Consider the following 7,568-nt stretch of genomic DNA (forward strand, 5'->3'; position numbering starts at 1 on the left):
GGCAGCAGCTGCGTCGCCGGCGCCACGTCGTCGCGTCCGAGGGCCCGGAGCCGCTCGGCGGCCTCCGCCGCGGTGGGGCGCTCGTCCGGATCGGTCGCCGTGAGCACGTGGAGGAGCGTGCGCCAAGCCGTGGGGAGGTGCTGGTCGATCTCGGGGCTGCGGGCCAGCCGGGCGGTCGCGGACTCGACCGCGCTGCCCGGGAACGGCCGCTTGCCGCTGAGGGTCTCGAGGAGTACCAGGCCCAGCGCGTACACGTCGGCCTTGCCCGTGATCGGCTGCCCCATCACCTGCTCCGGCGCGATGTAGGCGGCGGTGCCCATCACCGTGCCGGTCCCGGTGACCCTGGCCGAGTCGCGGAGCAGGGCGATGCCGAAGTCGGCGAGCTTGACGTGCGTGCCGTCCGACTCGAGCAGGACGTTCGCGGGCTTCACGTCGCGGTGGACGACGCCCTGCGCGTGCGCCGCGGCCAGGCCCTCGGCGATCTGCGCCCCGACCCGCGCGCTCGTCACGGTGTCGAGCGGTCCCTCTCGGAGCCGCGTCGCGAGGTCGCTGCCCGGCACGAGTTCCATGATCAGGTAGGAGTCACCGTCGACGTCGTCGAGGGCGGCGTCGTAGAGCGTGACGAGCGCCGGACTGCGGAGCGACGCGAGGACCTGGATCTCGGCCTCGGCACGGGCACGTTCGCCGTGGTCCACGGGTCCGATGCGGAACACCTTGACCGCCACCTCGCGTCCGAGCATCTCGTCGACCGCCCGGTAGACCGACGCCATGCCACCGTGCCCGAGCGTGCCCGTGACGCGGTACCTGCCGCCGAATACCCGTTCCTCCATGTCCGGCAACCTACCGGGGTGACCTGACGGGCCGCGCACCGCGTCGGAGCGCCGTCAGGTACAACCGGTGCGCCGTGACGACGATCGCGAGCCACGCCAGCCCGAGCGCCCACGCCGCCAGCACGTCGGTGAGCCAGTGGTGACCGAGGAACACCCGCGACGCCCCGATCGACAGCACGAAGGCCGTCCCCACGGCGATCGTCCACACCCGCACGACCAGCCGGGACTGCCGGAGGACGAGCAGGTAGACGATGGTCCCGACCACCACCGTGGCGTTGAGGGTGTGCCCGGACGGGAACGACGCGGAGTGCTCGTACGGGGGCACCGCGTCGGCCAACGGAGGGCGGGCACGGCCGATCAGGTTCTTGCCCGCGACGGTCATGAGCAGCGATCCACCGCTCGCGGCGACGAGCAGGACCAGCGGCGTCCACGCCCGGCGCTGGATCGTGAAGCCGATCAGGAAGCCGACCGCGACGATGGGCATGCCGATGGTGCCCGCGACGTCGGTCCACCACGTGACGAGGGTGTCCGCCGTGGGTGACCGGAGCGTGAGCACCCAGTCGAGCACCGGCCGGTCGAGCACGGCGACGTCGTCCCCGGCACGGACGGCGTCGTAGACCTCGGACGCCGCCCAGGTCGCGGTGACGGCCACAGCGATGCCGATCGACAGCGTGAGCACGAGGACGGGGAGCGCTCCGTACCGGTGTCCGAGCGTGGCCCAGGCCTCGGCGACCGTCCGGCCCGCCCGGGTCCGCCAGCGGGTGAGGTCGACGTCACCGACGTGCTCGTCCGGCGCCTCCGCGTGGGTCTGGTCCATCGACCCACCCTGCCCGACCGACGGTGTGAGCGGTCAGTCCTTCGCGTCCGCGTAGGAGTCGACGACCGCCACGCTCAGCGGGAACGTCACCGGGAAGTCCCGGAAGAGCAGCCGCCCGGCGTCACCCGCCGCCGCGCGCACCTGCTCCGCGACCCACTCGGCCTGCTCGGCGGGCGCGTGCACCACGAGCTCGTCGTGCACGAAGAACACCAGGTGCGGACCGGCCGTCACGGACCCCGGGAAGCGACCGGCGATGCGCGTGCGCAGCGAGCCCATCCACGCGAGCGCCCACTCGGCGGCGGTGCCCTGCACGACGAAGTTCCGGGTGAAGCGCCCCCAGCTCCGCGCACGCGACTCCACGGCGCGTTGCATGGCGGGGGTGCCCTCGACGGAGTACGCCTGGTTGCGCGCCTCGAACCAGGACGGCTCCGGCACGGGTGACGTCCGACCGAGCAGCGTCGTGACGGGTTCGCCGCGTTCCCCCGCTCGGGCGGCTCGCTCGACGAGTGCCAGTGCCTGCGGGAACGCCCTGGCGAGCCGGGGCACGAGCCGTCCGCCCTCACCCTGGGTCGCGCCGTACATCGCGCCGAGCATCGCGCCCTTGGCCTGCTGCCGGGTCTCGACCGCGCCGGAGGCCACGACGCCGTCGTACAGGTCGCGTCCGTCGCCCGCCGCGGCCATCGCCCGGTCCCCCGCCATCGCCGCGAGCACCCGCGGTTCCAGTTGGGCGGCGTCGGCCACGACGAGCTTCCACCCGTCGTCGGCGACCACGGCGCTCCGGATGCCCTTCGGGAGCTGCATCGCCCCGCCGCCGTCCGCGGCCCACCGTCCGGTCACGACGCCGCCGACGACGTACTTCGGGTGGAACCGGCCGTCGCGGACCCAGTCGTCGAGCCAGGTCCACCCGTTGGCCGTCAGGAGCCGCGCGAGCCGCTTGTACTCGAGGAGCGGCTCGATCACCGGGTGCTCGAGTTCGCGGAGCTCCCACTTGCGGGTGCTGGTGACGGCCAGCCCTGCGCGGCGCAGCGCCCGGAGGACGTCGGCAGGTGAGTCGGGGTTCAGGCCGGGGTCGTCGAGGCGCTCCCGGATCACGGCGGCGATCTCCTCGAGCCGACGCGGCCGGACGCCGTACGGCACCCGCGGCCCGAGCTCCTGCTCGAGCAGCCGTTCGTGGACGTCGACGCGCCACGGGAGCCCGGCGTGCAGCATCTCCGCCGCGACGAGCGCACCCGCGGACTCCGCCGTGAGGAGCAGCCGCAGCGCACCCGGCGCGCTCGACGACGCGACCGCGTCGAGCTGCGCGCGGAACTCGGCGACCGGGTCCAGCGCGTCGTCCGGCACCGGTGCGGCGAAGAGCGCATCGTCGAAGAGCCGGGCCTGCGTCGGTTGGGTGACCCGTGCCTCCAGGGCGGGTGGCGCGTCGAGCGCATCGGGCGGGGACGCCTGCAGCGCCGTCCCCCGAGCGGCGAGCGCGCCCCGCAGGACCCGACGTCCGAGCCGCAGGTCGACGCAGCGCCCGACGCGGCCACCGGCCGCCAGGACCGCCGGGTACCAGCGGGTGGTGTCGTCCCAGACCCAGCGCACGCCCGGTCCGTCGTGGGCCGCGACGAAGGCCGGGAGGCCCGGCTCGGCGAAGCGGACCGGCTCGCCCTGCGCGGTCCCCGCGTCGGTCAGGGGCGTCGCGGAGACGCCGCCGTCGGCGCGGCTGAGGACGTGGTGCACGGGACGATCATGCCGTGGACCACCGTCCCCCGACGCCGGTCACTCCCCCGGTCGCACCGCAGCGGTGTCGGCGACGTCGATCCGAACGTCGCCGTCCGGCGCTTCGGAAACCTCGACGCGGGGGTCGGCGTCGTGCTCGTCGGACCCGGACATGCGTCGGAGGGTGTCCTGCCGTCGCTCCTCGAAGGACATGTCCACGCCGTCGTCGAGGTGGTCGCGGTCGGGCTGGTGTCCGTCGTGGTCGGTCATGCGGCAGACGGTACGCGCGCCCGGTGAACGTGACGATGGTTCGGCGATTCTGCGTCTTCTGGACATCTGGGCGATGATGGAGCGGTGCAACGGACGATCGACGACCACGGAGCGTGGTGCGAGGTGCCCGCGGACGAGGTGCCGGTGAACGCCGTCGTGCGGTACGACGACCGCGGCGAGCGCCTGGTCGGCACGGTGGTCGACGAGCTCGCGACACCGGGTGCGACCGCGCTCGTGGTGCTCGACGCCGACGGGGCCCCGAGGGTCGTCCCGGTCGAGGCTCGCCTCGAGATGCGGGTGGCCGGGAAGCCGGTCAGCACAGCGGGACGTTGACCGCCAGACCGCCCATCGCCGTCTCCTTGTACTTCGTCGACATGTCGGCACCGGTCTGCCGCATGGTCTCGACGACCTGGTCGAGCGACACATGGTGGACGCCGTCGCCGCGCAGCGCCATCCGCGCGGCGTTGATCGCCTTGTTCGCCGCGATCGCGTTCCGCTCGATGCACGGGATCTGCACGAGGCCGCCGATCGGGTCGCAGGTCAGCCCGAGGTTGTGCTCCATCGCGATCTCGGCCGCGTTCTCGACCTGCTCGGGCGTCCCACCGAGGACCTCCGCGAGCCCCGCTGCCGCCATGGACGCCGCCGAGCCCACCTCGCCCTGGCAACCGACCTCGGCGCCGGAGATCGACGCGCGCTCCTTGTAGATCGAGCCGATCGCGCCGGCGGTGAGCAGGAACCGCACCACGGCGTCGTCCCGGCGGTCGGCGGTGATCTCCGGCACGTACGTGAGCGCGTAGGACAGGACCGCGGGGATGATCCCCGCGGCGCCGTTGGTCGGGGCGGTGACGACCCGGCCGCCGGTGGCGTTCTCCTCGTTCACCGCCATGGCGACGAGGTTCACCCACTCCATGGCGAAGAGCGGGTCGTGGTCGGGGTCGTCGCGGACGAGCTGCTCGTACCAGGTCGCCGAGCGCCGACGGACGTCGAGGCCGCCGGGGAGGGTGCCGGTCCGGCGCACCGACCGTTCGACGCACTGCTCCATGACGGCGTGGATCGCGAGGAGCCGCTCGCGGACGGCCGACTCCGAGGTGTCGAGCGCGACCTCGTTCGCGAGCGCGATCCCGCTCACGGGCAGGCCGGAGCGCGCGCACTCCGCCAGGAGCTCGGCGCCGCTGGAGAACGGGTGGGGCACGTGGTCGTCGACGGGGATGGCCGCACCCGCGACCTCGGCGGCGTCGGTCTCCCCGTCGGTCTCACCGTCTCGGGTGATGAACCCGCCGCCGATCGAGTAGTACGTTTCGTCGGCGAGCACGCTCCCGTCGGCATCGGTCGCCCGCAACCGCATGCCGTTCGGGTGCCGCGGCAGCATCGTCAGCGGGTGGAGCACGATGTCCGCGAGCCGGAACGGCACCGACGTCCCGTTCGCCAGCCGGAGTGCACCCGTGCGTTCGAGCCCCTCGAGGTCGAGCGCCATCCGGTCGGGGTCGACCGTCTCGGGCTCGGCGCCGGTCAGGCCGGCCGCGACCGCACCGAGCGTCCCGTGCCCGTGGCCGGTCGAGGCCAGTGAGCCGTAGAGGTCGACGCGGACGCCCGTGACGCCCGACGAGGGCAGGGCGGCGGCGAAGGCGGCTCCGGCGCGCATCGGCCCCACGGTGTGGGAACTCGACGGGCCGACACCGATGCTGAACAGATCGAAGACGGAGACCGGCACGCCGCCACACTAGCCCGTCCGGACGGACGGGCGGTCAGCGGCGGCGGACGCGGCGCAGGCGCTGCGATCCCTCGCCCGGCATGAGGATCCAGAGCACGACGTAGAGGACCCAGAGCGGGCCGGGGAACAGGCTCAGGACCACCCATGCGACGCGGACGAGGGTGCGGGACCAGCCGAGCCGGTCGGCGATGCCGGCGCAGACCCCGGCGAGCAGGCGGCCGGAACGGGGACGGAGGAAGGTGCTCATGCCGACCACGCTACGGATCGACCGGCATGCGTGGACACCCGGTCCACCCACGATCCCGGGGTGGGGGTGTCCCCCGGGCGCCTACGGGACGAGGACGATCTTGCCGCGCGTGTGCCGCTGCTCGAGCTCGGCGTAGGCGTCCTGCACGCGATCGAGCGGGTACGTCGCCGCGATCGGGACCTCGATGGCACCGTCGGCGACCTGCAGCGCGAGCGCCCCGAGGATCTCCGGGTCCGCGGTGTCCGCGCTGCCCGAGGCCTTCGCCCCGAGCTCCGAGGCCGCCTCGAACGCGATGATCGTCTCGATGCGGTCGACCGGGACCCCGAGCGCGACGCCGAGGTGCACGTACTCGGGGCCGTACGTGTCGATGAGCGCGTCGATGCCGTTCGTCGCCAGCTCCGTGATCCGCTCCTGCAGTCCGTCGCCGTACGCCACGGGTCGAGCGCCCTTCGAACGGAGCCAGTCGTGGTTCGCCTCGGACGCGATCGCGATGACGTCGATGCCCTCGTTCGTGAGGAGCTGCGTGACGAAGCCGCCGACGCCACCGGCAGCACCGGAGACCACGACGGTCTCCCCCGGTCGCGGATCGACCGCACGGACGGCTGCGGCCGCCGTGGTCGCGACGACGTCGAGCCCGCCGGCGACCTCCCACGAGAGCAGGTGCGGCTTCTGCACGACCTGACCGGCCGGCACCGAGACGTACTCCGCCTGGCTCGACCGCTCCCACGACCAGCCGAGGACCTCCTCGCCCTCGTCGACGCCGTCCACACCCTCGCCGACGGCCACGACGATGCCCGCGAAGTCCGTGCCCTGCCCCGACGGCAGCTTCGACGGGTCTTCTCCGTCGAACAGGCCCTGGCGGATCGCGGACTCCCCCGGGTTGACGCCGGCGGCACGGACCCGGACGAGCACCCGGCCCGCCTCGACGTCGGGGACCGGGACCTCCTCGACGCGGAGGACGGTTCGGTCCCCCCACTCGGAGAACCGGACGGCGCGCATGGTGTCGGGGAGCTCTGCCATGCCGTCGACGCTACGCCAGGCATCCCGTCCGCGGACATGGACCGCTCCATCAGCACCAGCATGGGAGACTGGCGGCATGCCCATCCTCAACAAGGACATGCAGGTGTGCATGTCGCTGGCGGCCCGGCCGAGCAACATCGGCACCCGGTTCCACAACTTCCTGTACGACGAACTCGGGCTGAACTTCCTCTACAAGGCGTTCACGACGACCGACCTCCCCGGCGCCGTCGCGGGCATCCGGGCGCTCGGCATCCGCGGCTGCTCGGTGTCGATGCCCTTCAAGGAGGCGATCATCCCGCTCGTCGACGTCATCGAGGAGTCGGCCGCAGCGATCCGGTCCGTCAACACGGTCGTGAACGACGACGGCGTGCTCACGGCGTCGAACACCGACTACGAGGCCGTCGCGTCCCTGCTCGCGAGCCACGACGTCGACCGCTCGTCACGGGTGCTGCTGCGCGGCTCCGGCGGCATGGCCAAGGCCGTCACGGCGGCGTTCCGCGGCGCCGGGTTCGAGCACCTCACGGTCGTCGCCCGCAACGACGAGACCGGTCCGGCCCTCGCCGCGCAGTACGGCTACGAGCGGGTCGCCGACGAGCGCGACGCCGGTGACGCCGACGTCCTCGTGAACGTCACGCCGCTCGGCATGCGGGGCGACGAGCAGGACGCCCTCGCCTTCGAGGACGCCCGCATCGCCGGCGCGCACACCGTCTTCGACGTCGTCGCGTTCCCCTCCGAGACGCCGCTCGTCCGCGCCGGCCGCGCCACCGACAAGCACGTCATCACCGGCGCCGAGGTCATCGCCCTCCAGGCAGCGCGGCAGTTCGAGCGGTACACGGGCGTCGCCCTGACGGACGACCAGGTGCGTCGCGCGAGCGAGTTCAGTCGCGCGGAGTAGCGACGCCCGTCGCACCGGACGGGAGGCCCGTGGCGGCGCCGCCCCGGGCCTCCAGGCCGTCTCCTGCTCGCGCCCCG

Annotated in this window: 9 protein-coding genes; 2 read left to right on the forward strand and 7 right to left on the reverse strand. The window is 73.3% G+C overall.

All coding sequences use genetic code 11. The features are described from left to right. The 4 genes from ACSW7Y_RS14770 to ACSW7Y_RS14785 form a co-directional block, all read right to left on the reverse strand. Positions 1–830: serine/threonine-protein kinase (locus ACSW7Y_RS14770; RefSeq protein ID WP_438127000.1), on the reverse strand; the 830-nt coding region annotated here is incomplete at its 3' end. Between the two features lie 10 nt (positions 831–840). Then, positions 841–1,647, reverse strand: a complete 807-nt coding sequence (locus tag ACSW7Y_RS14775) for a phosphatase PAP2 family protein (protein ID WP_438127001.1) — start codon at positions 1,645–1,647, stop codon at positions 841–843. A gap of 33 nt (positions 1,648–1,680) precedes the next feature. After that, positions 1,681–3,369 carry a bifunctional 3'-5' exonuclease/DNA polymerase gene (locus ACSW7Y_RS14780; RefSeq protein ID WP_438127002.1) on the reverse strand — a complete coding sequence of 563 codons (1,689 nt, stop codon included), beginning with the start codon at positions 3,367–3,369 and terminating at the stop codon, positions 1,681–1,683. 39 nt (positions 3,370–3,408) lie between these two features. Beyond that, entirely contained in the window at positions 3,409–3,618 is a 210-nt protein-coding gene (locus tag ACSW7Y_RS14785; RefSeq protein WP_438127003.1) for a hypothetical protein, read from the reverse strand. 84 nt (positions 3,619–3,702) lie between these two features. On the opposite strand from ACSW7Y_RS14785, the gene ACSW7Y_RS14790 reads away from it, so the two are divergent. Then, the gene (locus ACSW7Y_RS14790) at positions 3,703–3,951 is read left to right on the forward strand and encodes a hypothetical protein (RefSeq protein ID WP_438127004.1); all 249 of its coding nucleotides are present in this window, start codon (positions 3,703–3,705) and stop codon (positions 3,949–3,951) included. Here the strand turns inward: ACSW7Y_RS14790 and ACSW7Y_RS14795 are convergent. From ACSW7Y_RS14795 to ACSW7Y_RS14805, 3 genes are all read right to left on the reverse strand, one after another. Next, complete coding sequence (locus ACSW7Y_RS14795; RefSeq protein ID WP_438127005.1) at positions 3,932–5,329, reverse strand: L-serine ammonia-lyase; 1,398 nt, start codon at positions 5,327–5,329, stop codon at positions 3,932–3,934. The two genes, ACSW7Y_RS14790 and ACSW7Y_RS14795, sit on opposite strands and share 20 nt — an antisense overlap. 34 nt (positions 5,330–5,363) lie before the next feature. Next, on the reverse strand, positions 5,364–5,576 hold the full coding sequence (locus ACSW7Y_RS14800) for a PspC domain-containing protein (RefSeq protein ID WP_438127006.1): 213 nt from the start codon (positions 5,574–5,576) through the stop codon (positions 5,364–5,366). 81 nt (positions 5,577–5,657) lie between these two features. Next, positions 5,658–6,596: an NADP-dependent oxidoreductase gene (locus ACSW7Y_RS14805; RefSeq protein WP_438127007.1), complete on the reverse strand. Its 939-nt coding sequence runs from the start codon at positions 6,594–6,596 to the stop codon at positions 5,658–5,660. Between the two features lie 76 nt (positions 6,597–6,672). On the opposite strand from ACSW7Y_RS14805, the gene ACSW7Y_RS14810 reads away from it, so the two are divergent. Next, positions 6,673–7,491: a shikimate 5-dehydrogenase gene (locus tag ACSW7Y_RS14810; RefSeq protein WP_438127008.1), complete on the forward strand. Its 819-nt coding sequence runs from the start codon at positions 6,673–6,675 to the stop codon at positions 7,489–7,491. Positions 7,492–7,568 lie beyond the last annotated feature (77 nt).

Source organism: Curtobacterium flaccumfaciens (assembly GCF_051548005.1).
In the GTDB taxonomy this organism is placed as follows: domain Bacteria; phylum Actinomycetota; class Actinomycetes; order Actinomycetales; family Microbacteriaceae; genus Curtobacterium.